Below are 24,089 nucleotides of genomic sequence, written 5' to 3'. Positions count from 1 at the left end.
TGGACGTTCCGCGCGGTCGAGCGCGGAACGAAGGGGGGACATCATGGGTCTGCGCATCACTGTGGACATTTTCTCGGGGCGTTCCAATCCCACGTGGGAAATCCAGGACCAGGACCAGGCGCATGAGTTGATTCGGCTCATGGCGCGCAACCGGGCAGCGGTGGCCGAAGTGTCCAGTGGTTTCACCGGACTTGGGTTCCGGGGAATTCAGGTGGAAATCACCGATGACCTGGATACCGCGGGACTGCCCGCGGTGTTCGAGATCGCAGGAGGCGGGTCACGGGACCCGTTCACCGGTGCCGAGGTGGCCGAGCGCCTCCTTGAGACGATGCCGGTCGGCCGGCTCGGGGAGGGCGGCGAAGGCGGCGAAGGCGGCGAGCAGCGTCCCGCCGAGGGCGATGCCGACTCGGCGACGCTCGACGGGAGCTATCCCGAGGACTTTCGCGAGTCGGTCCGCGAAGAGATCCGGCGCACGGCACGTGAGGGCGCAGGCGGAGCCACCACCATCGAGCCCGCCGAGTCGGGCGGCATCTCCGAGGCGGACGCCGCGGAGGTCGAGAAGCAGTTACAGACCCTCGTGCACCGGGCCGCGCTGGCCTGCGCGTACGACGTGACGCCCTACAACCCGGCCTTCTGGAACCGCCCCGACACCCAGCCCCACAACAACTGCTACAACTTCGCGGTCAACCGGCGCACCAACACCTTCGCCCAGCCCGGCCGCGCACACGGTTACACCATCCCCCGCACCGTCTGCTGCGGCGAGGTCTCCACCGGGGCGCAGCGCGACGGTCTGCGGATCTGGGGCAACTGCCAGCCGACGGGATCGCTGCGTTACGTGGTGGCGCTCGTCACCGGCACCTTTCCCGGGAACTTCCGTGACTACCACTGGTACCGCCTGCACCCGGGCGGCATCTGGGCCCACAAGCCGGGTGGTACTCCGGTCCGCGACGTGGACAACTCCGGAATCCGCATCACGAATCCGTACACGTGCGATCGACGCCCCTACAACGAGTGGTGCGGTCTGTTCCAGACGCACCACTCCCTCGTCATTCGCTGAGACCGCCCGTCTCTCCTTCATCCGTTCACCGATTCACCGCTTCACCATAAACCGAGAGCTCACCCGAGAGGTCGGAGGAGTCAGCACCATGTCCACACCCTTTGGCGATCCCACAGCCGAAACCACGGAATCCGCGATGTCAGAACTGCCGGACGGACACCTTTCCGATCCCGCCGACTTCACCGATCTCTCCGATCTTTCCGACCTCTCCGATACGCCGGTCGGTGAACCGTCGGCGGGCATCGGCGAGGAATCCACTGCCGCGGCCGCCACGCCCGCGTACCTCCTCGTGCGGGGCAGTTACCGCAGTGTCGGCACCCGGGTCCTGGAGCTGCGGGTCGACGTCGACGGCCCCCGCACGCTGCGGAAGGTCAGCGGGGACTTCTTCACCTCCGGCGGCGGCACCACGAGCTACGCGGGCTCCTTCGTCGTGCACGCACCGGCCGTCACCTGGTCCCCCACCCAAGTGGTGATCACCGGTCAGGGCCGGTTCACCGGAACGACCAGCTTCCCGATCGTGCGGGTGAGCATCGCGCGCCGACGGGTCGGCCAACAACAGGCCGCGGCCACCGTGCAGTTCATGAGGACGTCCGGTCAGGTGGGCGCCTCGTACAGCTGCCAGTTCAGGTCGCCGTACTTCCGCACCGTGCAGTGGGAGCAGGACTCCGTCGCCGGCAAGGTGCCCTTCGTGTCGTACGACACCGGGTCCCTGCCCCGGCCGCCCGGCAGCCCGGCGGGGAAACTGACCGTGCCGCGCGCCTACGCCGAGGCGGGCATCGACGTACTGGTGTCCAGCGCGGCCAACATCCTCGGCGACAGTCCGGCCGGCTGGAACAACGCCGAGCTGCACGCCGCGATGCAGACCAACTTCAGCCTGTGGCGGAACATACCGCAGTGGCGTGTGTGGCTGCTGGTCGCCAGCCGCTACGAGGGCAACGCGGGTGTCCGCGGCATCATGTTCGACGCCGCCGACGCCTTCCAGCGGCAGGGCTGCGCCGTCTTCCACGACATCATCCAGGGCACCGACCCCGAGACGGTGCGCGCCCAGCTCCGTACGTACGTCCACGAGCTCGGCCACGCCTTCAACCTGCTGCACTCCTGGCAGAAGGGCCTGGCCACACCCCCGGCACCGCTGGGTCCCAACAACGGCTTCGGGGACCTGTCGTGGATGAACTACCCCCAGAACTACAACCCCGGCGGCGGCGCTCCGACCGGAACGGACGCGTACTGGAGGGCATTTCCCTTCCGGTTCACCGCGAACGAGATCACGCATCTGCGACATGGCTTCTACCGTGACGTGATCATGGGCGCCAACGCCTTCGGCAGGGGCGCGGCCGACATCGACCCGGACCTGTTCGACCAGCCCGTGGCGGATGAGTCGGGGCTCCGTCTCGACCTGCGCGGCAAGAAGCACTTCGCGTTCGGTGAACCGGTCGTCGTGGAACTCAAGCTGGACACGACCGACCTGCGGGGTCGGGAGACACACGAATTCCTGCACCCGGACTACGACTTGGTCAACATCGCGATCCGGCAGCCGTCGGGCCGCACGCTGGTCTACCGGCCCCTGCTGCGCCGGTGCGTCGAGGCGGACGCCACCGTCCGCCTGGCCGTGGACGGGCCTCCGCTCTACGCGAGCGCCTACGTGGGCTACGGCCAGGACGGGCACTACTTCGAGCAGCCGGGCACCTACCTGCTGCGCGCCGCCTACATCGCATCCGACGGTTCCCGCATCGTCTCGCCGGTGCTGCGCACGACCGTCCGCAGCCCCTACAACGAGACCGACGAAAACGTCGGCGAGCTGATGCTGGGCGAGGAGCAGGGCACGCTCCTCGCTCTGCGCGGATCCGACTCGCCCTCGCTCCAGACCGGCAACGACGCACTGCGGGAGGTCGTGCAGCACTACGAGAAGCACCCGCTCGCCCTCTACGCCCGCATGGTCGAAGGGCTCAACGCGGAACGGGACTTCAAGTACCTGACGCCGGACAAGAGTGCGCTGCTGGTGCGCCCCGCCGCCCCCGAACAGGCGGTCGGTCTGCTGTCACCCGTCGTCGAGGCGTCGCTGCACGGCAACGGAGTCGACAACATCACGCTGAACATGGTGATGCGCCGCCTGGCCCGGGCCCACGCCAAGGAGGGCAACACGGAGCAGGCGAACGGCGTGCTCGACAACCTCGTGCAGTACGCCGAGTCGAAGTTCAGGCCGCACGTCGTCGACACCGTACGGCGCCAGGTGGACGAGACCAGGAGGAGCGTCAACGCCGGGGCCGAGCCCGGAGCCTGACCGGCAGTCCTCAGACCTGGCGGCGGCTCAGCCCACCGGCCGCTTCGCCGCCGCCGGGTCTGCCGCCACGACCAGTACTGCTCGCACCCCATGGATGCGGTACGAAGTGTTCTGTGAACGAACAGATTCAGCCCGCAACCGTGCGTGTGTTCATCGCGCTCGCCCCGCCGGACGACGCGAAGCAGGAACTGGCGCGGGCGCTCGACCCCGCGTACGACGCGCATCCACGGATGCGGTGGAACCGCATCGAGGACTGGCACATCACCCTGGCCTTCCTGGGCGAGGTTCCCGTCGGGGCGGTTGCGCTCCTGCGTACGCCCCTCGCGCGTCTCGCCGCCGGCCGCGGCGCCCTCACGCTGGCGCTGCGCGGCGGCGGGCACTTCGACGAGCGTGTGCTGTGGAGCGGGATCGACGGTGATCTCGAAGAGTTGCGTCTGCTCGCCGCGGCGGTGCGTGCCGTGGTCGACGACTGCGGTGTCACTCGTGTGAACCGGCCGTTCCGCCCGCACCTGACGTTGGCGCGCGCCCGCCGGGACACCCCGTCGTGCGCGGTGGAGGCCGCTGCCGGACTCGCCGGGTTCAACGGCCGCCCGTGGCGGGCCGAGCGTCTGCACCTGGTCGCCAGCAACATCGGGCGCGGCCCGGGGCCCATCCACTACCGCGACGTCGGCGCCTGGGACTTCGGCGGTCAGCCCTCGGCCGCCGTGTGATGGCGTCGGTAGTGGCGGGCCGCGCGGGCTCGGTTGCCGCATGAGGCCTTGCACCACTCCTGCCGGCCGTGGCTCTTGACGAAGTAGCGCACGCACCGGGGCGCGGTGCAGGCGCGCAGTTGCTCGCGCTGCGGGCCGCCGAGGAAGTCGATCGTGGCGCGGGCCAGCGTCGCCGTGAGGCTGATGTGCGGATCGTCCTGCGCCGTCAGGAGCCGTGCGGAGGGAGTTCCTTCGTGGGGCCATTCCAGCTGCGGGGCGACCGGTTCCCGGGCGGCCATCGTGTTGAGGTGGGCCAGGGCCTTCTCGGCGGGCATCAGGTGGCGGGCGTCCGCCGGGCTGGGCGGCGCGGGGCTCACCGCCCGGGCGAACAACGCCCTTACGGCTCCCCGCAGTTCGACGATGTCCTGTCTGAGGTCCTCGTCCGCCGTGAGTTGCCCGGGCTGAATGTGGGCGGGCAGCAGGCCGTCCTGCTCCTGGATCCAGCGGGTCGCGTCCTCGACCGTGGTCAGGTCGTCGGCGACGCCGCCGTCCCCGTCATGGCGGATCGTGCTCGCCAGTTCCAGTGCCAGCCAGCGCTCCACAGGTCGTCTCCTTCTTCCTCCGCCCGTCCCGGGCCCCGCCGTCGACCACTTGATCACACCCCCGGCACACTCTACTGTCCCTAACGGAAAACTGAGAAATACCGTTAGTCACGCGAGGCGGGGACCCCGCCACCCGGAGGAGATACAGAGCGATGACAGCGTTGCTTGCTCACATCAGCGACCTGCACCTGGACGGCAGCGACAGGGCGACCCGACGCGCCACGCACGTCATGGACCATCTGCGGGCCCTGCCCCACCCGGTCGACGCCCTCCTGGTCACCGGGGACATCGCCGACCACGGCGAGGAGGCCGAGTACGAGGAGGCAGCCCAGATCCTGACCGCGCCCTTCCCGGTCCTCGCCTGCCCCGGCAACCACGACGTGCGCGCCGCCTACCGCAAGGCCCTGCTCGGCCAGGCACCTGACGACGGCCCCATCAACCAGGTCCACCACATCGCCGGGACCGCCATCCTGATGTGCGACTCCACCATTCCCGGCCGCGACGAGGGGCATCTCGACGCGGCGACACTCGCGTGGATCGACTCCACGCTGGCCGCGCTGCCCCGCGACACCCCCGCGCTGATCGCCTTCCACCAGCCGCCCGCAGCACTCCACCACCCGCTGCCGGACGCCCACCGCCTCCAGCACCCCGAGCGACTCGCCGCGCTGCTCGATGCACACCCGCACGTCGCCGCCGTCCTCACCGGCCACGCCCACACCGCGGCCGCCACCACCTTCGCCGCGCGCCCCCTGATCGTCGGCCCCGCGATCACCTGGACCCTGCGCCTGCCCTGGGAGGGCGACCAGCCCGCGGACCGCGACCAGCCCCCGGGGCTCGCCTTCCACGTCCTCGACGACGACCGCCGTCTGACCACCCATTACCGCGTCCTGCCGTGATACGGCCGGAACGCCGAGTGCCCCGCCCCTGCATCACGGGGGCGGGGCGGCAGCGCTGCAGCCACAGCGCGGATGGAAGAGCTCAGCCTATCGGCGAGCACTGACAACCGCGGGTGGCCTACGGCTGCGGAGGCTTGTCCTGGTCCCGGCCGAACTGGTCCTTGAGCTTGTCCTGGGCGGTGTCGACCTGGCCGGAGTACTTGTTCTGGGTCTTCCCGTCGACGAAGTCGCCCGCCTTGTCGATTCCCTGCCCGGCCTTGTCCTCGTGGCCCTTGAGCATCTGCTTCAGCTTGTCCATGACTGACATGGGCAACCGCCTCTCTGTGTCGCCCCCACATACAGGCTCACATCGCGAGGCGTGATCCGCATCCGGTAGCCCCTCCGGCCGGCGTCGCAGACGAGGCATCGGCACTGACACTGACGCTGCCCGACCCCACCGGACACTGCCACCGGCGCGCTAGGCGGACTCACGCACCACCAGCTCCGGCTCGAAGATCACCGAGGTGGGGTCGGTCCGTACGCCTTCTATCTGTTCCTGCAGCAGCCGGGCCATCTCCGCCCCCATCTCCTCGACCGGCTGCCGCACCGTCGTCAGCGGCGGCATGCAGGTGACCGCCACGCTCGAGTCGTCGAACCCGACGACTGCCACGTCCTGGGGCGCCTGCTTGCCCACTTCCCTCAGGGCCTGGCACGCGCCTTGTGCCATCAGGTCATTGGCCGCGAACACCCCGTCGATGTCGGGATGCTCGGCCAGCAGTCCGCGCATCGCCCTGGCCCCGCTCTCCAGGGTGAACCCGCCCTCGGCGACGGGGATGTAGGGCTGCCCGCCCCGCTCCATGCCGTCCTGGAATCCGGCGAGGCGCTCTCGGCCCGCGGGGATGTCCAAGGGACCCGAGATCGTCGCCACCCGCCCGCAGCCGCGGGCCAGCAGATGCTCGGCCGCCAGCCTCGCCCCGTCCCGGTGTGCGAAGTCGACGAACGTGACGTGGGCCCGCAGGGCGGGACGCGCGAAGAACACCGCGGGCAGTCCCGCTTCGGCGAGCAGGGCCGGCAGCGGGTCCTGGGCGTGGGTCGAGACGACCAGGGCGCCGTCCGCGTTGCCCTGGCCCAGGTAGGTCAGCACCTGCTGCCTGGCGTCCTCGGTCTCCGCGAACATCAGCACCGGATGCATCGCGCGCGGGCGCAGGAATCCCACCACTCCGCTGACGGCCCGGCCGAAGAAGGGGTCCGCGAACACCCGGGCGGCAAACGCGTTCTGTGCGGTGTCGGAGTTGTCCCCGGCGCCCGAGACGACGAGGGCGATGGTGCCCGCGCGCTGGGTCACCAGGGAGCGCGCCGCCCGGTTGGGCGCGTAGCCCGTACGCTCGATGGCCGCTCGGACCACGTCCTGGATGGCGGGGGCGACATTGCGTACGCCGTTGACCACCCGGGAGACGGTGGCGCGCGAGACCCCCGCTTCGCGCGCCACGTCCTCCAGCGTCGGCATCTGTCTGTCCATCCGGGAACCCTAACGCCCCGCCCCCGGGCATCATAGAGCGCTCTCCCGTACCCGCTCGCCCCGCTAGGGGCAGTTGCCTGGCCTGCGTACCGTCGCCGTCAGGGGCAGGTCTCCGGCGCTGCGCCCGGCGTGGATCCGCCAGACGCCGGCCTCGGTTCGCCAGCGGCCCGCTCGCACGTCCCAGTGGCGCAGCATCCTGGCCGGTACCTCCACCGATGCCGTCACCGTCTCCCCCGGCTCCGCCCGGACCGCCGTGAAGCCCGCGAGCCAGCGGACCGGGCGCTCCACCGCCGAGTCGGGCCGCGCGAGGTAGACCTGCACCACCTCACGTCCTGGGCGGGCGCCCGTGTTGCGCAACTGGACCTCCACAACCAGGACTTCTCCTCCGTCCCGCGCCGCCCCCGCTACCCGAATGCGCTCGTAACTCCACGTCGTATAACCCAGGCCATGACCGAACCAGTAGGCCGGTTCACGGCCCGCCCGCAGCCAGGCCCGGTAGCCGATGTGCAGGCCCTCGGCGTACGCGAGCGCGCCGCCCCGCGGGCGGGTGTCCGTGACCGGTGCGTCCGCCAGCGCCGCTCCCCAGGTGGTGGGCAGTCGTCCACCGGGTTCGCGCTGCCCCAAGAGGACGTCGGCGAGCCCGGTTCCCGCTTCCTGTCCGGGGAACCACGACAGGAGCACCGCCGCCGCCTGGTCCCGCCAGGGCAGCTCCACGGGGCCACCGGAGTTGACGACGACCACGGTGCGCGGGTTGGCGGCGGCGACCGCCGCGACGAGTTCGTCCTGACGGCCGGGGAGGGTGAGCGAGGTTCGATCGTGTCCCTCGGACTCGCTGCCCTCGGTGGTGCCGACCACGACCACGGCCACGTCCGCCTTCCGCGCGGCCTCGACCGCGTCGGCCAGCGCCTGATCAGGGTCCGGCTCGGGCGCCGCCGCCGTCACGACGACGGCGCGGCCGGTGCCGGGAGCCAGCTCCCTGCGTGCCACGACGTGCGCGGCGTGACCGCCCGGCAGCCAGACCGAGGCGTGCCTGCGTGGCGGGTCGAGATGAATGACCGCCGGATCCTCGGTGTCGCGCGTGAACTCTCCTTCCACCAGCAGCTGTTCGTCCACCGCGAGACTCATCCGGCCGTAGCCGCCGATCCCGAACGTCCACTTGCCGTCGTCGACCGGGCGTACCAGCGCGCTGATCTCGACGGTGTGCGCTTCCGGTGCGACGGGAGGCTCCAACTGCCGCCCGGACAGGCGGTGTTCCGATGAGATTTCCCGCCCGGTCGCGGTCAGGACGCGCATCAGTACGCCGGGTTCCCCGGTGAGGGGGTTCGCGCACCGTGCGACATCCAGCGGCAGCGGCTGCCCGCCCAGCTCCGGGCCGGGGGCGTGCAGCACCTGGGCCCGCCCGTGCAGCCGGGCCCGGATGCCGTCCAGCGGTGTGACGACGTCCCGGGGGAAGACTCCGGCGCTGCCTTCTCCCTGGAGCCGCGGGGCGCAGGCGTGCCGTCCGATGACCGCCACGCTGTGCAGTGCGGAGAGGTCCAGGGGCAGGACGTTCTCGTTGCGCAGCAGTACGGTGCCGGCTGCCACGGCGCGGCGCAGCAGGCGGCGTGCGGTGCCGGCGGGCCAGGCGCGCGGCGGGAGCCCGCGTCCGCTCCCGAGCGCGCCGACCCGGTCGGCCAGGGCGAGCAGGCGTACCACCTTGTCGTCGATCGTCTCCTCGGGAACATCACCCCTGCGGACCGCCGCCACCAGAGCCGCGCCCCACGGGCCGTCAGGGCCTGGCATCGCGAGGTCCTGGGCCGCCGTCGCGCTGTCGGCCGTCAGGCGCACGGCTCCCCAGTCGGAGACGACGGCCCCGTCGAATCCCCACGCTCCTTTCAGCGGTTCGGCCAACAGCGCGTTGGCGGTCATCGTCGTGCCGTTGACCGCGTTGTACGCGCTCATGACGAGCCACACGCCCGCGCGAACGGCGGCCTCGAACGGGGCCAGGTACACCTCGCGCAGCGTCCGCTCGTCGACCCGTACGTCCAGGGTGAGCCGTTCGGTCTCCGAGTCGTTCGCCACGTAGTGCTTGGCGGTCGCGGCCACCCCGTGCGCCTGGATGCCGCGGATCAGGGCGGCTCCGGTGCGCCCGGCCAGTTCCGGGTCCTCGGCCAGGCACTCGAAGTGGCGCCCGCCCAACGGAGTGCGGTGGAGGTTCAAGGTGGGCGCGAGCACGGCGTGCACCCCTTTGCGCAGGGCTTCGCAGGCGAGCAGTTCGCCGAGCTGACCGGCCAGCCGCTCGTCCCACAGGGCGCCCAGCGCGGAGGCGGAGGGCAGGAGCAGCGAGGGGCTGCGTTCGTCCCACTCCTCCCCGCGCACTCCGGCGGGACCGTCCGAGAAGACCATCTCCCGCAGCCCCACGGCCGGTTCGGCCCGGGTGCGCCACACGGTGGCTCCGGTCAGGAGCCCCACCTTCCGCTCCAGGTCCAGCGTGTCCACAAGACTGAGCAGTTCGTCGCGCGTCATTCCTTGCTCCTCCTGACCCCGCAGCCGCTTCCGCTTCCGTGGATCAGTTGTAGACGCCGAATTCGTAGAGCGAGTAGCCGTATCCGGTGCCTCGCTCCGTGCCGTTGACCCGCACATATCGGCCCGAGCCGTTCACGTCGAAGTCGTCGACGCCGCCGTTGCCGCCGCGCACCTCGTGCACCGTCCTCCAGTTCCGTCCGTCGTCGGAGGTCTGGATCGTGTACGTCTTCGCGTACGAGGTCTCCCAGGTGAGCTGGACGTGCTTGAAGGAGGTGATGGAGCCCAGGTCGACCTGGAGCCACTGCGGGTCGCTCCAGTCGCTGGCCCAGCGGGTGCCCTGCTTGCCGTCGACGGCGTTGGCGGCGGTGCACGGGCAGTCGCCGCTGCCGGGCTGGAAGGAGGAGGCGGTCGCGGTCTTGCCCAGGGCGACGTTCGTGCCGTCGACCGGCGGTACCACCACGCGCACGGACCGTGTCTCGATGCCGACGTTGCCCTTGCCGTCGGAGACCTTGACGTAGATCTTCCAGACGCCGGGCTTGTCCGGTGCCGTGACCTTCAGACGGCCCGATCCCAGGTCCGTGGCGGTCAGCGGGGTGAGGTCCTTGTTCTTGTCGATGTACATGCTGTTGGCGAGCACTTCGTAGGAGAGCGTGTCGCCGTCGGGATCGCTGACCTTGGTCGTGAGCGTGAGCGGGCCGCCCGCGGGGACCTTGCCCGCGTCGCCGTCGACGGCCAGTTCAGAGATGACCGGCGGGGTGTTGTCACCGGCGGTGCTGCCCTTGTAGGCCTTCTTCACGGCGTAGTACGAGAGTCGCTTCTGGCCCGCGGGAAGCAGGTTGAACCAGACACCTCCGAAGTCGTACTCCGTGCCGTAGTGGAACATGGTGGCGCCCAGCGCGACACCTCGGTGGCCGGTGACGCAGTCCCAGGCCTTGGTGTATCCGGCGGCTTTGGCCTGGTCGGTGGGCTCCTGGGGAGCCCCGTTGGCGTCATCGGGGACCTCCCACTCCCCCGCGGGCCCGGTCTCGGTGACGATGTAGGGCTTGGTGTAACCGCCCTTCTCCCAGTCGGACTTGATCTCGCACGCTGCGTTGTAGGCGTTGACGGCGTAGAGATCGAGGTCCGGCGCGTTCTTCTTGTAGTAGGGCCAGGCCCCGGTCCAGGCGTCGGTGGAGGTCACGGGGTGGTCGGGATCCACCGCGTGGATCTTCTTGGCGACGTCGTTGACGAAGGTGGTGTACGCGTTGCGCTGCTTCTCCAGCTCGTCCCCGGCGTAACAGTTCTGCAGGCCGAGCACCGACTCGTTGCCCACGTTCCACATCAGGACACCGGGGTTGTCCTTGTAGGTGTCCACCCACTTGGGAAACTCATCGAGCATCTGGTTCTTGTACGCGGTGTCCGTGAGGTAGTTGACACAGCCGCCGCTTCCCGGGCCGCCGCCGGGCTGGAGCCAGAAGCCCGCGACGACCTTGATGCCGTGGGCGGCCGCGGAGTCGAACAGCGGTTTGCTGGAGGCGTCGGTGCCCCAGGTCCGGATGGTGTTGACGCCCATGGACCGCAGGTCGGGCATGTACTTGCCGGCGTCCGCGACCGATGGGCCCCAGGTCAGGCCCTTGACCTGGTAGGGCGAGCCGTCGACGGTGAGCTGCCAGTTGCCTTGCGAACCGGTCACCTTCACGACACTGCCGGCCGCGTGCGCCTGCTGGGCGGGGAGCACGAGTGCGCCTGCCGCGAGCAGGCCCGCGGTCGCGGAGGCCACGAGGGTGCGTAGGGAGAGAGCGGTACCAGGTCTGCGCATGGAGGTCTCCTGGGCGAGGGGGGATGGGGAAGAGGAGAAGGAAGGGGGCGCGGGGGCACACCTGCGAAGGGCGGAAGGGAGCCCCGCCCTTCGCAGGCCGAGGTCACGGCAGTTCGTAGTTCTCGTCGAGCGCCGCGCCCGCTTCTGGGTGCGTCTGGTCATAGCCGCGCGGGTCGCATTGCAGGCCGCCGACGATGCAGTGGTCCACCAGCGCCTTCTGCGTCGCGTCGTCCCACGCGCTGAAGAAGTCGTAGTGGAAGGAGTGGCTCGCGCCGCTCGCCAATCGGGCCTTCGACAGGTCCCCGTTGACGGGGAACGCCATCTTGAACTCGATCATCGGCAGGGCGACGGGGTGGCTGGTCGGGCAGATGTTGTCGTTGGTGCCGTTCTTCACGACCGGGTAGGCCATGTGGCTCTGGTGGTCGGGGGCGTCCAGCGACTTGCCGTCCCAGCAACTGGGCGCCTGGAAGCGGATGTTGAGCTGAGTGTCGGGCGTGGTGGGGCAGTCCTTGGGGAATGCGACGTTGAAGTAGCTGGTCCCGCACTCCCACCCTTCGACGAAGCCGGGGTGGTCGCGGAACTCCTGCGCGGTCTGCATCGGACTGCCGACGACGAACCTGAGCCCCTTGGGGAAGGGCCGCACGCTCGTGTAGTCGGTGACCCCGGCCTTGTAGTAGATCGTCTGGTCCCCTACGGGGCGTATCTCCTTGTCACCGTTGTACAGCGTGGGCATCCAGTACGCCGACCGGTCACCGGGGGCGAGGCACTTGGTGGCACCGGCGTCCAACGAGCCCGTGGTGCTGTGCGCGTTGGTCGTGGTGTTGCCCATGAACGTGTGGTCGTGCGACTTGCCGGGCTGTCCGGGATAGACCACGGGGTCGTCGGGAGCGGTGTGGGACACCGAACAGTGCGCCTGGAATTCATGGAAGTAGCGGTGCGGCGGCGCCTCGGCGGCCGGCTTGACTCCGGCGACGGGCGACTTCGCGGGGATGTACCCGTCCGCGTCGGCGTCGTCCGCCGATGCGCGAGTGGATGCGGCCATGGTGTGTCCCGCGTGCGCTGCCATGGCCTTCGGCGTACGGGACTGCGACGCGTTGTCGGCGCTCACCGCGATGCCGCCGATGCCGAGTGAGCTCACTATCAGGGCGCCCGCGATCAGCGCTCCTGAGATCGTTCTCGATCTCCGTGCCATGGAGACCTCCTGCCACGTGGAAGGGGATGGGGGGCCGGCCTTCCGGGAGCCGTGGCCGTGCGCTCCCGAGCACCGGGTGGGGACATGAGTGGCTGAGGGCGCGCCAACTGGCCGCCGACGGTCACCTGTTGCGGAGCGCCCGGACGGCAGCAGAGCCGAGAGAGCCGGGAGAGCGCTCTCCCGGAGTGTTCCCACCGTGACACGAGCGTGTCAAGAGACGGTGAACAACTGGGCGGCGCAGCCCGTGGCTCGGCGGCGCACCCATGGCGTACGAGACTGGCCACTCCCCCAGGTCCGAGAGTCCCGGTCCGCAACTGGCCGCAGACCAAAGGATGTTGGGGAACGACTGCTCCACGGACTCGCCTCGGCCGGACACCCGGGGAAGGCAGTGCGGGAGAGCGCTCTCCTTCAGCGCTCTCCCGGGATCCACAGGGCCGTCGAGCGGCCCGCGCGCTCACTCGAAGCTGTGCACCAGCTGGATGTCGCCGACGATGTGGGCGTTGAAGTCGTCGAGCTCCTTGGGGCCGGTCGGGCGCCACAGGGTCGTCGTCGCGGGCCGGCCGGTCATGGAAAATCCACCTCCGCATCGGAAGCCGCCGAAGCGGCTGGTCAGGAGGTGGACGATAGCGGCACGGCAAGTGCGCGGGCCACGGCGTTAGTTGGGGGCTGTCAGTGTGCGGACCGCGGGTGCGGTCGTGCCGGTGCAGTCGTGCCGGTGCAGTCGTGCGGGCCCGGCCGAGGGAGCACCGGGCCCGCCATGAGCTTTTGTCAGCCGCCGTCGCACCTGAGGTCGGCGGGCCGCATGTAGCCGAGCTTCTGGCCGTTGTCGGTGCGCGAGACCTGCCACAGGGCGTCCACGCCCTGGCGGGTGCCGTTGACCGGGATGCCCGGGTCGAGATGACCGACGATCTCGGTCCACGGGTTGTCCCCGGCGTAGATCGGCGCGTCGGCGTGGGTGGCGTAGCACGTGCCGCCCGCCGCGGCGGTGCCGCCGAGCATCGGGAGAGCCAGCAGGCTCAGCGCCAGTACGGCGGTGAGTCGCGCCGCGCTCTCGCGCACCTGTCGGGTACGGGACATGGGGGCCTCCGCGGGTGGGCCGGTCTCCTCAGAGCCTGTGGGTGCTGGAGATGTCGGGGGCGACCACGCCGACACCGGCGCCGGGCGTCTGCGGGGCGCTGTCGGCCCACGGTTCGGTGTCGCCGATCTCGTCCAGCATCCCCGCAGCGTGGGCGGGCTCCCTCGTGTCGGCGGTGTCCGCTCCCTGCGGCGGGCTGATCGCGGCGATGACAGCCCCGGCGGCGAGGGAGGCAACGGCGAGTACGCTTCGCTTCTTCATACCGGGGTCAACTCCCTGCCGTCCGGAAAGGGCACGGCCTGACCGCGGAGATCACTACAGCGGAGGCTTTCGTTCCGGTCCGAGGCCGGTCCGAGGCCGGTCCGAGGCATGGCCCCACGGCGCCTACGCTGTGCGGATGTTGGTCTACGCCCCGGCAGCGCTCCTGTTCCTCGTCTTCTGCGTACGCGTGGCGCGCGAACGCAGGAAGTTCAGCAATGCCGTGATCCTGGGGCTCGCCGTGCTCTGCGCTCTCGCGGCCTGGGTGTTCCAACTGGTCAGGTCCGGTTCGGCGTCGGGTGAGGCCGTCGCGTGGGCGCTGGTGGTCTTGGGGGCGCTGGGCATCCTCGTACTGACGTGTCTGCTGTTTTTCAACGGCCTCCAGATGGTGCGCAAGGAGGGCAGGAGCCCCACCAACCTGCTCTCGCTGCTGGCCGCGTTGTGCATCCTGGCCGTCGTGGCGCTGCTGGTCACGGCCGTGGTCGTGCGGACGCCGGTGTGGGTCGGGGTGGGCGCCGCGGCGGGTGGGCTTGCCGCCTATCTCTCGTTCCTGTTCCTGTGCTTCGTCTTCTACGCGTTCCTCTACGGGCGGCTGCGGGTGCGCCGCAAGGCCGACTACGTGGTCGTACTGGGCTCGGGGCTCGTCGGTGGCTCCACCGTGCCGCCGCTGTTGGCCAGTCGCCTCAAGCGGGCGCAGGCGGTGCACACGCGCCTGGCCAAGCGGGGCAGTTCTCCCGTGCTCATCACCTCGGGGGGCCAGGGGCCTGACGAGGACCTGCCGGAGTCCCACGCGATGGCCGACCATCTGATCGCCCGTGGCTTTCCCGCCGATCTGATCGAGCGGGAGGACCGCTCGACGACGACCGACGAGAATCTGCGGTTCAGCAAGGCGATCATGGAGAGGACGAAGCCGGACTACCGGTGCGTGATCGTCACGAACAACTACCACGCCTTCCGCGCCGCCCTCACGGCTCGGCGGACCGGGATCAGGGGCCAAGTGGTGGGCTCGCCCACCGCCGCGTACTTCTGGCCCACCGCGACGATCCGCGAGTTCACCGCGATCCTCGTGGCCTACAAGCGGACCAATGCCGCCATCTGCCTGCTGCTCGTCCTCGGCGGAGTGCTCGCCTGGTGGCAGCGGAGCGTCTCCGGGTGAGATGAGGCTGCTGCCGCCCCGGCCTGCCGCCCGGCGCCTGCTGCCTGCCGCCCGCCGCCTGCTCCTGCCGCCCCGGGGACGGTGAAGCGGGCTAAGAACGACCGCGGGGCTTGCCCCGCTTGCCGCCCTTGGAGGCGGCTGAACCGCTCCGTGCGTTCTTGCCGGTCGGCTTGCCGGTCTTGCCGGTCTTCCCGGTCTTTCCGGTCGGTTTTCCGGCCGTCGGCTTGCGTCGGGCGCCGCCCTTGTCGGGGCTCTTGCCCTTCGCCCCCGCCGGTGACGACGCGGCGGCGGGAGTCTGGGTGCGGCCGCGTGAGCTGTTGACGGTGCGCCCACGGACGATCCCGATGAAGTCCTCCACCAGGTCCGTGGTCGCGTCCTCCGGCCACGAGAGCGCGACCCGCGACTCGGGGGCTTCCGAGAGGGGCCGGTAGGTGAGGTCCTTGCGGTGGTGCAGGCGGGCGAGCGACTGGGGAACGGCGAGGACGCCCACGCCCGCCGCGACCAGTTCGATGGCGTCCGCCGTGGTGGCGGGGCGCTCGTTCGCTGCCTTTCCCGGCAGGTTCTCCCAGTGGAGGGTGTCGTCCAGGGGGTGCAGCACGATCTCGTCGGCCAGGTCCTCCAGGGACACTTCCTCGACCGCCGACACGACGTGGTCCTTGGGGATCACCACGACGGTCGTCTCGGTGTAGAGGGGGATCGCGCTCAGGTCCGTGCGGTCGACCGGCAGTCGGACGAATCCCGCGTCGGCGCCGCCGCCGCGCAGGAGCTCGAACGCATCGCCCGGGGAGACCGCGACGAGGGTCAGCGGCATGTCGGGCCGCCGCTCGTTCCAGATCCGCACCCATTTGGTGGGTGTCACCCCCGGGACGTACGCGAGCCTGAACGAAGGGGTCACTTGCGAGTCTGTCACCCCGCCAGGTTACCGGTCGTGGTCGGCGGTAGCTCACATGCTCGATACCCTGGGGACCATGACGTCGCACCAGACCACCCAGACCATGAAGCCCGCGACCGCGGCGAAGAAGCTGGGTGTGTACCTCGAGGCCACCCCCGCCGAATTCCAGGAGGGTGTCGTCTCGCGCACCGAGCTCAACGCCCTGCAGACCGAGCCGCCCGAGTGGCTCCAGGAGCTGCGCCGCAACGGCCCGCATCCGCGGCCGGTCGTCGCGTCGAAGCTCGGCGTGTCCATCGCCGGTCTCGCCCGTGGCGGGGTCACGGAGGCCCTCACCACGGAGCAGATCGACGCGCTGAAGACCGACAACCCGGAGTGGCTCCAGAAGGAGCGCGCCACCCAGGCCGAGGTCCGCAAGGAAGCGGTACGCATCAAGGAGAAGAACGCGGAGCGGGCCGAGCAGGACCGCCAGTCGCGTTCCTGACCTCGCTCGGACACGGCCCCCGGACACTGACACGGTCAGCCGGGGGCTCAGTCATGCCCGGACGCCCTGGGGCGGCGGCACCGCGGCCCCGCGCCCGCCCGGAGATCGGCTCCTGCGACGGAGGGCCCGGGTCCTGCGATGCTGGTGGTGTGGTCCTCTCCCCCGATTCCCCGGAACCGATTACCGCCGATCCGCCCGCCTCCGCCGAGAATCCGCTGCTCACGCAGTCGTGGCTGGATCTGGCTTTCGTGCACTGGGCCGTGGATCCCGCGGACGTGGCGCCGCTGCTTCCGGCCGGGACGGTCCCCGATCTGCACGACGGGGTCACCTATGTGGGCCTGGTCGCGTTCCGCATGCACCGGGTCGGCTGGTTCCGGCTGCCGGGCATCCCCTATCTGGGCACGTTTCCCGAGACCAACGTCCGCCTGTACTCGGTGGACGCCCAGGGCCGCCGGGGTGTCGTCTTCCGGTCCCTTGACGCCTCGCGCCTGATCCCGGTGGCGGTCGCGCGCGCCGCGTTCCGGCTGCCGTATCAGTGGTCGCGGATGAGCATCCGGCACCGCGGCGACACCGTCACGTACACGAGTGCCAGGCGCTGGCCGGGCCCGCGCGGGGCGCACAGCCGTATCTCCGTGCGGGTGGGCGAGCGGGTCGAGGATCCCACCGCTTTCGAGCACTTCCTGACCGCCCGGTGGGGCATGCACAACACGTTCTTCGGTCGGCAGATGTTCCTGCCGAACGTGCATCCGCGCTGGCCGCTGCACCGGGCCGAGCTGATCGAGTGCGACGAGGACCTGGTCGCGGCGGCAGGGCTGCCGCGTCCGGTCGGGGACCCGGTGAGCGTGCTGTACTCGCCGGGCGTTCCGGTCCGGTTCGGGCGGCCTGCCCGGCCCGGCGGCATCCCGACCCCCTGAGGGCGCCCCGACGGCGTACGACGTCCCTGCGTACGACACCACTTCGTACGCCCTCACAGCGAGCTTGGGACGACGAACAGGCCCCAGGTGACGAGGGGGCCGACGACGCTGATGCCGAGCCCCCAGGCCATGAGGCGGCGGAAGACGAAGTCGCGTTGGTCCGCGGGGGTGTTGGCGGTTATCAGGGCTCCGCTGGTGGAGAACGGCGAGGCGTCCACCACGGACGCGGAGATGGCCAGGGCCGTGATGAGTCCGACGGCTCCCACCTCGCCGGCGAGCAGGAAGGGTACGGCCAGCGGGATCAGCGCGCCGAGCATGCCGGTGGTCGAGGCGAAGGCGGAGACCAGGGCGCCGATGAGGCAGATCAGCAGGGCGCCCACGAGAGGGGCCTGGATGGAGGCGACCTGCTTGCCGAGGTAGTCGATGGTGCCCATGCGCTCCATCTGGCTGACGTAGGTGACGATGCCGCAGACCAGGAGCACGGTCGACCACGCGCACCGGTCCACGGCGCCCTTGACCGACTTCGGGGAGACCAGCGAGAGGACGACGGTGATGGTGAGCGCCATCAGGCCGACGTCGAGGTCGAAGAAGAGCGCGCCGGCGACGAGGCTGAGCAGCCCGATGAGGGTGAGCGTGCGCGGGCCGTCGAGCCTGAGGGGCTCGTCCGGTGGCGTGGGGGCGGTGGTCGTGGCGACGGCGAGGGTACGTCGGGGTGTCCCGCCCGCCTCGACCAATTGACCGCCCGGTCCGTCGGGTCCGCCCGGTGGCGCTGCGTCGTCGTGCCGCTCGCTGCTGCCGTTGCCGTCACCGCCTTTGTACGTCCGTGCTCGTTGCCCGAGCAATCGCCGTCCGCCGAAGGCGAAGAAGACGATGACGCACAGCGCCACGTTGAACAGGAACGAGGCGGTGAACAGCAGGGTGGGGTTGCCCGGCAGGTCGTTGCGCTCGACCACGTTGTTGGTGATGCTGCCGAACACGCCGATCGGCGAGAAGCCTCCCGCGCTGGCTCCGTTGGCGATGAGCAGTCCCATAAGTACGGGGTTGATGCCGTAGGCGGCGGCGAAGCCGAGGCCGATGGGCGCGACGATGCCGACGGCGGCCGGGGTGACCGCGCCGACGGCCGTGAGGACGGCGGTGACGAGGAACATGACCCAGGGGATGAGGGCGATCCGGCCCCGCACCGCCTTCACGGCCGCGTCGACGAGCCAGTCCACTGTGCCGTTGTTCTTCGCTATGGCGAACAGGAGCGTGACGCCGACGAGCACGACGAACAGGTCGCCGGGGAAGCCGGAGAAGAGGTCGTCCGTCGACTCGTCCGCCACGGTGGAGCCGACGATGAACGCGGCCACGAGGGCGAGCGCGCCGAGGTGGACGGCGGAGAAGGTCGCGATGGCGAAGACAAGGACCAGGGCGATGATGGAGATGACTTGATCTGACACGAGGGCTCCCTTGCCGTCGGCCGATGGTCATGTCGCGGTGCGCCGGGGCGCGTGGCGAGGGGTGCGCACGGCGTCAAGAAGTGCGCGCGGCACCGAGGAGTGCGCGGTCGATGAGGGCGCGCACGGACGTCCGCCCCGGGATCGAAGGAGCCCAGGGGGGATGACTAATTCCGCCTGACGGAATTGAGCTTTCGCAATGGGGAGTATTGGAGCGCGCTTCCCGGGGCGTCAAGGGGAACGCCCGAATGCGTTGCGGGGGGCGCCGCCCGCTAGCGCCCGGCCTCGGAGCCGCCCGCGACGCCCTGCCATGGATGCCCGAGGGCAGCGCTGACCTGCCGCGCGGTCTCGCTCACCAGCGCGCCGTACGCGGCGCTGGCCTCCTGTGTCATCCGGCTCGTCGGCATGTTGACGCTGATGCTCGCGACCGGCGTCCCCGACTCGTCCCGGACGGCGGCCGCGACCGCGGACACGTCGTCGCGCCACTCCCCGCCGTTGGTGGCGTACCCCCGCTCCCTGATGCGTGCGAGCTCGGCGAGCAGGTCTTCCCCGTCCGTGATGGTCGATCCCGTGAACTCTTCTAGTCTGGACGCCAGTTGACGGTTGATCACGTCCTGGGGGCTCGCCGCGAGGACCGCCTTGCCGTTCGCGGAGGCGTGGATGGGCAGCTGGGTTCCGAGGGCCAGGATGATCCGGACCGGCTTGGAGGTCTCCAGGCGCTCGATCAGCACCACCTTGTCGCCGTCCGGGACGGCCAGATGGACCGTCTCGTCGATGCGCCGCCGCAGCTCCTCCATGAGCGGCAGGGCGACGTCGCGCAGGCTCAACTCCCCCGTGGCGCGCCGCCCGACCTGGAGCGCCTTGGTGGTCACGACCCAGCGGGTGACCTCGCCGCCGGCCGGTCGGATCCAGCCCGCCGTGTGCAGCGTGAGCAGGGCGCGCTGTGCCGAGCTCTTGGGCAGATCGAGGCCGCGGGCCAGGTCCGCGACGCCGATCGGCTGCCGTGCGGCGACCTCTTCCAGTACGCGAAGTGCGTTGAGAACGCTCTGCATCCGTTGACTCCCCACCGGGTCGGCCCTACGCTCCCCGTGCCACCTTACGACACACCGTGCCACAATGCGGCACGCTTCTCAAGGGAGTTGGCCACATTGACCTCTCGATCCGGGCGGCACTTCCTGCAGATACCGGGGCCCACCAACGTCCCCGACCAGGTGCTCCGCGCCATGTCTGCGCCGACGATCGACCACCGGGGACCCGACTTCGCCGCGCTGACCACGGAGTTGCTCGCCTCGCTGAAGCCGGTCTTCGGCACCGCGGGAGACGTCGTGGTCTTCCCCGGCTCCGGCACCGGAGCCTGGGAGGCGGCCCTCGTCAACACGCTCAGCACCGGGGACCGGGTGCTGCACGTGGAGACCGGCCACTTCGCCACGCTCTGGCAGCAGATGGCCGCCGGGCTCGGCCTCTACGTCGACTTCGTGCCCGGCGACTGGCGCCACGGCGCCTCACCGGAGGCCGTCGCCGAACGCCTCACGGCCGACAGCGCTCGTACGATCAAGGCCGTCTGCGTGGTGCACAACGAGACGTCGACCGGCGTGACCAGCAGGGTGTCCGCGATCCGGCAGGCGATGGACACGACGGGACACCCCGCGCTGCTGCTCGTCGACACCATCTCCTCGCTGGGCTCGATCGACTACCGGCACGACGAGTGGGGCGTCGACGTCACCGTCGCCGGGTCCCAGAAGGGGCTGATGCTCCCGCCGGGACTCGGCTTCAACGCGGTGAGTGAGAAGGCCCTCGCCGCATCCCGCACGGCGCGGCTGCGCAGGTCCTACTGGGACTGGCAGCCGATCATCGAGGCGAACCGGCGCGGGTTCTTCCCGTACACGCCCGCCACCAACCTCCTCTACGGCCTCGCCGAGGCGCTGCGGATGCTCCAGGCCGAAGGGCTGCCCGCGGTCTTCGCCCGGCACGACCGCCACGCGGAGGCGACCCGAACCGCCGTGCGCGGATGGGGTCTTGAGGTGCTGTGCGCCGACGAACGCGAGTACTCGTCCTCGCTCACCGCGGTGCTCATGCCCGAGGACCAGGACGCCGACAAGGTGCGGAAGATCGTCCTTGAGCGGTTCGACATGTCGCTGGGGGCGGGCCTGGGCAAGCTCGCCGGGCGGATCTTCCGCATCGGTCATCTCGGCCACTTCAACGATCTGACGCTCGCGGGCACCCTCGCCGGGGTGCAGATGGGCCTTCAGCTGGCCGGTGTGCGCGTCGATCCCCGCGGGCTCACCGACGCCCTGGACGTCCTGCGCGCCCAGTGACGGCAACCGCCCCGCCCAACTCACCGTCCCGCCGAGGAGGTTGCCGAGCATGACCGTCACCGGGGGCGAGAGCCCCACGCACGACAGCGCCAAGAGCATCGAGAGCGCCGAGAGCCAGGACCGAGCCCGTGGTCTCCAAAGGGACCTGGTCAAGGATCTCGACGGAGAGGTCCAGTTCGACGACTACACCCGGCACTTGTTCGCCCGGGACGCGAGCATGTACGCCATCACGCCGATGGGTGTGGTCTTCCCCCGGCACGCCGGCGACGTCGCCGCGGCGGTCGCGGCCGCCGCGGCCCACCGGGTGCCCGTCGTGCCGCGCGGGGCCGGGACCAGCCTGGCGGGCCAGACCGTCGGGCCCGGTCTGGTCCTGGACCTGTCCCGGCACATGAACCGCATCGTGGAGCTCGATCCCAGCAGCGGCACGGCTCTGGTCGAGGCCGGTGTCGTACAGGACCAGCTCAATCGCGCCGCGAGCCCGTGGGCGCTGATGTTCGGCCCGGACACCTCGACCAGCAACCGCGCCACCATCGGCGGCATGATCGGCAACAACTCGGCCGGCAGCGGGTCGGTGCGCTACGGCATGACCATCGACCACGTCCGCGAACTGGACGTGGTGCTCTCGGACGCGAGCCGGGTGCCCCTGGGCCGGGTCGACGAGGCCGAACGCGCCCACCGCGCCGCGCAGCCGACGCTCGAAGGCGCCCTCTACCGGGAGCTGCCCGAGATCGTACGGGCCAATGCGGCGGCCATCTCCGAGGGGTTCCCCGAGCACTGGCGCCGCGCCTGCGGCTACCGCCTGGACCGTCTCGCCCGCGAGAACGCCCCCTTCGACCTCGCCAAGTTCGTCGTCGGCTCGGAGGGGACGCTCGCCGTCGCGACGACGGCGCTCGTCGACCTGGTGCCCAAGCCGCGCCGCACGGTGATCGCCGTCGGGCACTTCACCTCGGTGGCGGGAGCCATCGCGGGCACGGAGGACGCGCTGGCCTGCGATCCGGCCGCCGTGGAGCTGATGGACCGTACGATCCTCGATCTGTCCCGGCGCAAGATCGAGTACGCGGCGCTCGGCGAGATCCTAGAAGGACGACCCGAAGCCCTGCTCTTCGTCTCCTTCACCGGCGATGAGGAGGGCGAGCTCCTGGACCGGATGCGGCAGCTCACACAGCTGTGGTCCCGCCACGGGCACGGCTACCACACCCTCCAGGCGATCACCCCGGCCCAGCAGTCGTCCCTCCTGAAGGTCCGCAAGGCGGGCCTCGGCCTGCTGATGGCCGCCAGCGAGGGCACCCGGCGACCGCTCGCCTTCGTCGAGGACACCGCGGTCGACCCCGTCCATCTCGCCGACTACACCCGCAGGTTCAAGGACGTCCTGGACCGGCACGGCATGACCGCCGGGTTCTACGGCCACTGCTCGGTGGGCTGTCTGCACATCCGGCCCTATCTCGACCTCGCGGACCCGGCGGACGTCGGCCGGATGCGTGCCGTCGCGGAGGAGGTCAAGGACCTGGTCGCCGAGTACGGCGGGGTGAACTCCAGCGAGCACGGCGACGGTCTGGCACGCAGCGAGTTCAACCGGGAGATATTCGGCGAGAAGCTGTACGAGGCGATGCGCCAGGTCAAGCGGCTCTTCGACCCCGACGGCATCCTGAACCCCGGAAAGATCGTGGACGCGGCGCCGATGACGGACAACCTGCGCGACGCGGCGCTCGCGCCCGCCGAGCCACTGCGCACCCGGCTGTCCTTCGAGGTCGTGGGCGGTGGCGGCATGCGGGCGGCGGCCGACCGGTGCATGAACATCGGCCTGTGCCGCAAGTCCGGCAGCGGCGCCATGTGCCCCTCGTACATGGCCACCCGCAAGGAGGAGGACTCCACCCGCGGCCGGGCAGGAGCCCTGGTCAAGGCGCTGTCCGAGCCGGACCCGAAGGCCGCGCTGGGGGACGAGCGGCTGCACGAGATCCTCGATCTGTGCCTGATGTGCAAGGCGTGCAAGAGCGAATGCCCCCTGGGCGTCGACATGGCCACCCTCAAGAGCGAGACCCTCTCGCACTACCACGACACTCACGGGGTGCCCGCGCGCACCCGTCTGTTCGGCGCGATCCGGCTCCTGAACCGTCTGGGGTCGGCGACGGCCCCGCTGTCCAACCTGCCGGGGCGCATCGCCCCGGTGCGCCGGCTGCTGGACCGTCTGGTCGGCATCGCTCCTGAGCGGCCGCTGCCGGTGTTCGTGCGCCGGAATCTGCTGCGCTGGTTCCGGCGGCGCACGCCTGCCGCGCGTCCGGTCACCCAGGGCACGGTCACCTATCTCGCGGACTCCTTCACCACGTTCACCGAGCCGGGCATCGGCCGTGCGGCCATCGAACTGCTCGAACGGGCGGGATGGCGGGTGCGGTTGGAGAGCGGGGGCTGCTGCGGCAGGTCCAGTCTCTCCAAGGGCCTGGTCGACGACGCGAAGAACAAGGCACGCCGACTCGCCCACCGTTTGCGGGAGTCGACCGAGGACGGTTCACCGATCGTGGGGTGCGAGCCCTCGTGCCTGATGACCCTGCGCGACGAGCACCGGGCCCTGCTGCCGGACGACACCGCCGTCAGGGACATCGCCGGGCGGGTGCGTCAGGTCGAGGAGCTGCTGGTGGAGGCCATCGACGAGGGTCGGCTGCGGCTGCGCGCCGATTCCTGGCTCGCCGGACGCAAACTGCTCTACCACGGTCACTGCCACCAGAAGGCGGAGGTGGGCACGGCCGCGACCGTCGCGCTCCTGAACCGCATCCCGGGGGCGACGGTGTCCGAACTGGACGCCGGATGCTGCGGGATGGCGGGGTCCTTCGGCTTCGAGTCCGAGCACTACGAGGTGTCGATGACGGTCGGCGAGGACCGGCTGTTCCCCGCGATCGAGGCGGAGGACGCCGACACGGTCGTGGTGGCCACGGGTGTCTCCTGCCGCCAGCAGATCTTCCACGGCACCGAGCGCGACGCCTGGCATCCGGTGCAGCTGCTGTGGGAGGCGGTGGAAGCGGCGTGAGCGCGAGGGGCGGCCGCGGTGACCG

Annotated in this window: 20 protein-coding genes; 9 read left to right on the top strand and 11 right to left on the bottom strand. The window is 70.5% G+C overall.

Annotated elements, in window-relative coordinates:
- Positions 1 to 211 precede the first annotated feature (211 nt).
- From ACIGXX_RS04740 to thpR, 3 genes are all read left to right on the top strand, one after another.
- Positions 212 to 1,057, top strand: a complete 846-nt coding sequence (locus ACIGXX_RS04740; RefSeq protein WP_399972701.1) for a hypothetical protein — start codon at positions 212 to 214, stop codon at positions 1,055 to 1,057.
- Positions 1,058 to 1,145: 88 nt separating this feature from the next.
- Positions 1,146 to 3,338 carry a hypothetical protein gene (locus ACIGXX_RS04735; protein ID WP_399972698.1) on the top strand — a complete coding sequence of 731 codons (2,193 nt, stop codon included), beginning with the start codon at positions 1,146 to 1,148 and terminating at the stop codon, positions 3,336 to 3,338.
- A gap of 113 nt (positions 3,339 to 3,451) precedes the next feature.
- Positions 3,452 to 4,048, top strand: a complete 597-nt coding sequence (gene thpR / locus ACIGXX_RS04730) for an RNA 2',3'-cyclic phosphodiesterase (RefSeq protein ID WP_383824386.1) — start codon at positions 3,452 to 3,454, stop codon at positions 4,046 to 4,048.
- On the opposite strand, the gene ACIGXX_RS04725 is transcribed toward thpR, so the two are convergent.
- Positions 4,027 to 4,629, bottom strand: a complete 603-nt coding sequence (locus tag ACIGXX_RS04725; RefSeq protein ID WP_399972694.1) for a CGNR zinc finger domain-containing protein — start codon at positions 4,627 to 4,629, stop codon at positions 4,027 to 4,029. The genes thpR and ACIGXX_RS04725 overlap by 22 nt on opposite strands.
- A 152-nt stretch (positions 4,630 to 4,781) precedes the next feature.
- On the opposite strand from ACIGXX_RS04725, the gene ACIGXX_RS04720 reads away from it, so the two are divergent.
- On the top strand, positions 4,782 to 5,525 hold the full coding sequence (locus tag ACIGXX_RS04720) for a metallophosphoesterase (protein ID WP_383824380.1): 744 nt from the start codon (positions 4,782 to 4,784) through the stop codon (positions 5,523 to 5,525).
- A 118-nt stretch (positions 5,526 to 5,643) separates the two neighbouring features.
- Here the strand turns inward: ACIGXX_RS04720 and ACIGXX_RS04715 are convergent, their stop codons facing one another.
- The 7 genes from ACIGXX_RS04715 to ACIGXX_RS04685 all read right to left on the bottom strand — a co-directional run bounded on the left by ACIGXX_RS04715 (position 5,644) and on the right by ACIGXX_RS04685 (position 13,854).
- Positions 5,644 to 5,832: an antitoxin gene (locus tag ACIGXX_RS04715; protein ID WP_351155809.1), complete on the bottom strand. Its 189-nt coding sequence runs from the start codon at positions 5,830 to 5,832 to the stop codon at positions 5,644 to 5,646.
- A gap of 150 nt (positions 5,833 to 5,982) precedes the next feature.
- The gene (locus ACIGXX_RS04710; protein WP_351155811.1) at positions 5,983 to 7,023 is read right to left on the bottom strand and encodes a LacI family DNA-binding transcriptional regulator; all 1,041 of its coding nucleotides are present in this window, start codon (positions 7,021 to 7,023) and stop codon (positions 5,983 to 5,985) included.
- A gap of 63 nt (positions 7,024 to 7,086) precedes the next feature.
- Positions 7,087 to 9,528 (bottom strand): glycoside hydrolase family 3 C-terminal domain-containing protein, encoded by a 2,442-nt coding sequence (locus tag ACIGXX_RS04705; protein ID WP_383824375.1) that lies wholly within the window; start codon positions 9,526 to 9,528, stop codon positions 7,087 to 7,089.
- Between the two features lie 43 nt (positions 9,529 to 9,571).
- Positions 9,572 to 11,326 carry a discoidin domain-containing protein gene (locus tag ACIGXX_RS04700; RefSeq protein ID WP_383824372.1) on the bottom strand — a complete coding sequence of 585 codons (1,755 nt, stop codon included), beginning with the start codon at positions 11,324 to 11,326 and terminating at the stop codon, positions 9,572 to 9,574.
- 103 nt (positions 11,327 to 11,429) lie between these two features.
- Positions 11,430 to 12,518 carry a DUF1996 domain-containing protein gene (locus ACIGXX_RS04695; protein WP_399972687.1) on the bottom strand — a complete coding sequence of 363 codons (1,089 nt, stop codon included), beginning with the start codon at positions 12,516 to 12,518 and terminating at the stop codon, positions 11,430 to 11,432.
- 768 nt (positions 12,519 to 13,286) lie between these two features.
- The gene (locus tag ACIGXX_RS04690; protein ID WP_361472994.1) at positions 13,287 to 13,595 is read right to left on the bottom strand and encodes a hypothetical protein; all 309 of its coding nucleotides are present in this window, start codon (positions 13,593 to 13,595) and stop codon (positions 13,287 to 13,289) included.
- A gap of 28 nt (positions 13,596 to 13,623) precedes the next feature.
- Positions 13,624 to 13,854 (bottom strand): hypothetical protein, encoded by a 231-nt coding sequence (locus ACIGXX_RS04685; RefSeq protein ID WP_351155825.1) that lies wholly within the window; start codon positions 13,852 to 13,854, stop codon positions 13,624 to 13,626.
- Positions 13,855 to 13,990: 136 nt separating this feature from the next.
- On the opposite strand from ACIGXX_RS04685, the gene ACIGXX_RS04680 reads away from it, so the two are divergent.
- Positions 13,991 to 15,007 carry a YdcF family protein gene (locus ACIGXX_RS04680; protein ID WP_351155827.1) on the top strand — a complete coding sequence of 339 codons (1,017 nt, stop codon included), beginning with the start codon at positions 13,991 to 13,993 and terminating at the stop codon, positions 15,005 to 15,007.
- Positions 15,008 to 15,098: 91 nt separating this feature from the next.
- Here ACIGXX_RS04680 and ACIGXX_RS04675 read toward each other — a convergent pair whose 3' ends face one another.
- Positions 15,099 to 15,917, bottom strand: coding sequence for a LysR family substrate-binding domain-containing protein (locus ACIGXX_RS04675; protein WP_399972682.1), 819 nt, complete (start codon positions 15,915 to 15,917; stop codon positions 15,099 to 15,101).
- A 58-nt stretch (positions 15,918 to 15,975) separates the two neighbouring features.
- Here ACIGXX_RS04675 and ACIGXX_RS04670 point away from each other — a divergent pair, with 58 nt between their 5' ends.
- Together ACIGXX_RS04670 and ACIGXX_RS04665 are read left to right on the top strand one after the other, a co-directional pair.
- Complete coding sequence (locus ACIGXX_RS04670) at positions 15,976 to 16,380, top strand: DUF5997 family protein (RefSeq protein ID WP_351155831.1); 405 nt, start codon at positions 15,976 to 15,978, stop codon at positions 16,378 to 16,380.
- A 149-nt stretch (positions 16,381 to 16,529) separates the two neighbouring features.
- Positions 16,530 to 17,294 carry a DUF2071 domain-containing protein gene (locus tag ACIGXX_RS04665; protein WP_351155833.1) on the top strand — a complete coding sequence of 255 codons (765 nt, stop codon included), beginning with the start codon at positions 16,530 to 16,532 and terminating at the stop codon, positions 17,292 to 17,294.
- A 53-nt stretch (positions 17,295 to 17,347) separates the two neighbouring features.
- Here the strand turns inward: ACIGXX_RS04665 and ACIGXX_RS04660 are convergent, their stop codons facing one another.
- Both ACIGXX_RS04660 and ACIGXX_RS04655 read right to left on the bottom strand, forming a co-directional pair.
- Entirely contained in the window at positions 17,348 to 18,733 is a 1,386-nt protein-coding gene (locus ACIGXX_RS04660) for an SLC13 family permease (protein ID WP_399972677.1), read from the bottom strand.
- A gap of 269 nt (positions 18,734 to 19,002) precedes the next feature.
- A complete protein-coding gene (locus ACIGXX_RS04655) occupies positions 19,003 to 19,782 on the bottom strand; it encodes an IclR family transcriptional regulator (protein WP_399972674.1) in 780 nt (259 codons plus the stop codon).
- A gap of 96 nt (positions 19,783 to 19,878) precedes the next feature.
- Here ACIGXX_RS04655 and ACIGXX_RS04650 point away from each other — a divergent pair, with 96 nt between their 5' ends.
- Positions 19,879 to 21,045, top strand: a complete 1,167-nt coding sequence (locus tag ACIGXX_RS04650; RefSeq protein WP_383824354.1) for a pyridoxal-phosphate-dependent aminotransferase family protein — start codon at positions 19,879 to 19,881, stop codon at positions 21,043 to 21,045.
- Positions 21,046 to 21,094: 49 nt separating this feature from the next.
- Positions 21,095 to 24,064, top strand: coding sequence for an FAD-binding and (Fe-S)-binding domain-containing protein (locus ACIGXX_RS04645; RefSeq protein ID WP_399972670.1), 2,970 nt, complete (start codon positions 21,095 to 21,097; stop codon positions 24,062 to 24,064).
- Positions 24,065 to 24,089: the final 25 nt, after the last annotated feature.

This window comes from Streptomyces sp. NPDC055243, from assembly GCF_044544025.1.
In the GTDB taxonomy this organism is placed as follows: Bacteria; Actinomycetota; Actinomycetes; order Streptomycetales; family Streptomycetaceae; genus Streptomyces.
This window is presented reverse-complemented; position numbering and strand designations above follow the sequence as displayed.

Bases quoted from the DNA above. Each gene is read 5' to 3' on its own strand.
- ACIGXX_RS04735 (WP_399972698.1), top strand. From the start codon at position 1,146: ATGTCCACACCCTTTGGCGATCCCACAGCCGAAACCACGGAATCCGCG.
- ACIGXX_RS04720 (WP_383824380.1), top strand. From the start codon at position 4,782: ATGACAGCGTTGCTTGCTCACATCAGCGACCTGCACCTGGACGGCAGC.
- ACIGXX_RS04715 (WP_351155809.1), bottom strand. From the start codon at position 5,832: ATGTCAGTCATGGACAAGCTGAAGCAGATGCTCAAGGGCCACGAGGAC.
- ACIGXX_RS04710 (WP_351155811.1), bottom strand. From the start codon at position 7,023: ATGGACAGACAGATGCCGACGCTGGAGGACGTGGCGCGCGAAGCGGGG.
- ACIGXX_RS04705 (WP_383824375.1), bottom strand. From the start codon at position 9,528: ATGACGCGCGACGAACTGCTCAGTCTTGTGGACACGCTGGACCTGGAG.
- ACIGXX_RS04700 (WP_383824372.1), bottom strand. From the start codon at position 11,326: ATGCGCAGACCTGGTACCGCTCTCTCCCTACGCACCCTCGTGGCCTCC.
- ACIGXX_RS04695 (WP_399972687.1), bottom strand. From the start codon at position 12,518: ATGGCACGGAGATCGAGAACGATCTCAGGAGCGCTGATCGCGGGCGCC.
- ACIGXX_RS04690 (WP_361472994.1), bottom strand. From the start codon at position 13,595: ATGTCCCGTACCCGACAGGTGCGCGAGAGCGCGGCGCGACTCACCGCC.
- ACIGXX_RS04685 (WP_351155825.1), bottom strand. From the start codon at position 13,854: ATGAAGAAGCGAAGCGTACTCGCCGTTGCCTCCCTCGCCGCCGGGGCT.
- ACIGXX_RS04680 (WP_351155827.1), top strand. From the start codon at position 13,991: ATGTTGGTCTACGCCCCGGCAGCGCTCCTGTTCCTCGTCTTCTGCGTA.
- ACIGXX_RS04670 (WP_351155831.1), top strand. From the start codon at position 15,976: ATGACGTCGCACCAGACCACCCAGACCATGAAGCCCGCGACCGCGGCG.
- ACIGXX_RS04655 (WP_399972674.1), bottom strand. From the start codon at position 19,782: ATGCAGAGCGTTCTCAACGCACTTCGCGTACTGGAAGAGGTCGCCGCA.
- ACIGXX_RS04645 (WP_399972670.1), top strand. From the start codon at position 21,095: ATGACCGTCACCGGGGGCGAGAGCCCCACGCACGACAGCGCCAAGAGC.